Raw genomic sequence first — 1,709 nt, 5'->3', positions numbered from 1 at the left:
GAATACGACTAACCCTCGGATATTTCATGGTTCTCAAAATCTCAACTACTGCTCGTCTATGTTCATTTTCCTTAGATGGTCTAATATTATTAGGATTAAACTCATAACGTATCGCATCATGATTTACAGAATCAGTGTATTGAAGCAAAGAACCATCAACCATATGATATTGCCTTCTATACGGAAATGGAGCTAATGAATCTCTTAAAATAAAACCAAATTGATTGTTATTAATAGTCTTTTCAAACCGACCAGAATCAACACCAAGTATGGTCAGTCTATCAATAGAGAAAGAAATGTCCACCGCACCTTAGTCCCCCTTTTTCCTAAGTTTTCACCCGCAACCCCGCTGTTAGAGAGAGCGGGGTTCAAACGTCCTCGCCAATCCTCCCTAATTTCCGTAGTTTTTCGTCTTTAGTGGTGGTTCAATCAAGTTAATAAGGAACCATCACCCTAAATATAGTCCTTGCCCATCGTTGCGCTTATTCCAATTCCTCTATTGCAATCCCAGGGACCCGAAGCAAGGCACCTACCGTTTGCCTTACCCACCCCCCGAAAACACCCTCGGGGGATAGCTAACGCAAATTATACCTAACACAGCTTCCTCCTAAAATAACAACAGATTTTCTCGGCATAATGCTCACTTCTCTTGTTCTTGCTCTTCTAATAGCTTCTTACCATATTCAATCATCGCCAGAGCGCTTTTCTCTTCTAAACGCTCTTTATTCTTTTGTTGCCTAATCCATTCACCAACTACATACGAACCTAATGCCGACATAGTCATACCTAACTCTTCCGAATACGCCTGAAAATCCTCTTTAACAGATTCAACCAAACGTATAACCAATTTTTCATCTCTCGCCAATCAAATGACCTCCTAACATGAAATAGGTAGACTGAGGACGCCTACCTTTCATCTATTTAGTTATCAAAGGATACACCTAAGTGTATACTAATGGTATCACAACTGTATACCAAATGGCAACTACAAGCGGAACAAAAATAAACGTTCAGTTCGTATGTGGCAAGTTTGGGCCCCCCCGTCACCGGGTCCCCCCACTCCTTACCACATACGACTCCGAACGTTCTCTTTAATGTCTACTTGATGGTTTCATATGGTATAATAGTTACATAACATTATTTCTCTTAGGGAATTCTAACCAATAATCTAGTTGTTTTCTAATCTCAGTCCTATTTTGGTCATAAAAGGACTGGATATCTACTTCCTTGTTAGCTGGCAGGCTAGCAAGGATTTTCTTGTATTTAGACCTTGTATTTTTATCCACTTCAGCCAACTTCCCAGGACAATCTAAAAAGAACTTACACATAGCTTGTTCACGTATACTTTCAATCGATTCCCAATCTACCTGTTTAATGTGTAAACCCGAAAAAGGATTAATACCTAACATAAAATTAGGCATCCACTCACTACGAATCTGAGCTTCTACACGCCACCAGTCACCATCTACCTCTATACCTTCTTTTTGCTGCTCTTTAGCTTTGTTATAAACTCGTATACGCAAATCAGAATTTGGAGCACCTATGTATAAAGTCTCTAGTTTGTTAGTGCCATCAATCCACATATTTTTCTTCCTAACACCCTCATCCAAAAAATAAAATTCAGTTAGATCTACTCCCTTAAAATCAAAAGCTACATCAATACGACTAACCCTCGGATATTTCATTGTTCTTAAAATATCAACCACAGC

Annotated in this window: 3 protein-coding genes; all 3 read right to left on the bottom strand. The window is 39.1% G+C overall.

What is annotated here, in order from left to right; genetic code table 11:
* The coding region (locus ACFC0G_RS39605) for a hypothetical protein (protein ID WP_376413635.1) at positions 1-304 on the bottom strand (304 nt) is incomplete at its 3' end.
* 336 nt (positions 305-640) lie between these two features.
* Positions 641-865 carry a hypothetical protein gene (locus ACFC0G_RS39600; protein ID WP_376183699.1) on the bottom strand — a complete coding sequence of 75 codons (225 nt, stop codon included), beginning with the start codon at positions 863-865 and terminating at the stop codon, positions 641-643.
* A gap of 262 nt (positions 866-1,127) precedes the next feature.
* Positions 1,128-1,709 (bottom strand): replication initiation factor domain-containing protein (locus ACFC0G_RS39595; RefSeq protein WP_376413633.1); only part of this gene is annotated, 582 nt, incomplete at its 5' end.

The organism is Streptomyces sp. NPDC056169, from assembly GCF_042268445.1.
In the GTDB taxonomy this organism is placed as follows: Bacteria; Actinomycetota; Actinomycetes; order Streptomycetales; family Streptomycetaceae; genus Streptomyces.
The sequence above is the reverse complement of the archived record's forward strand: the minus strand, read 5'-3'. Positions and strand labels throughout refer to the sequence as shown.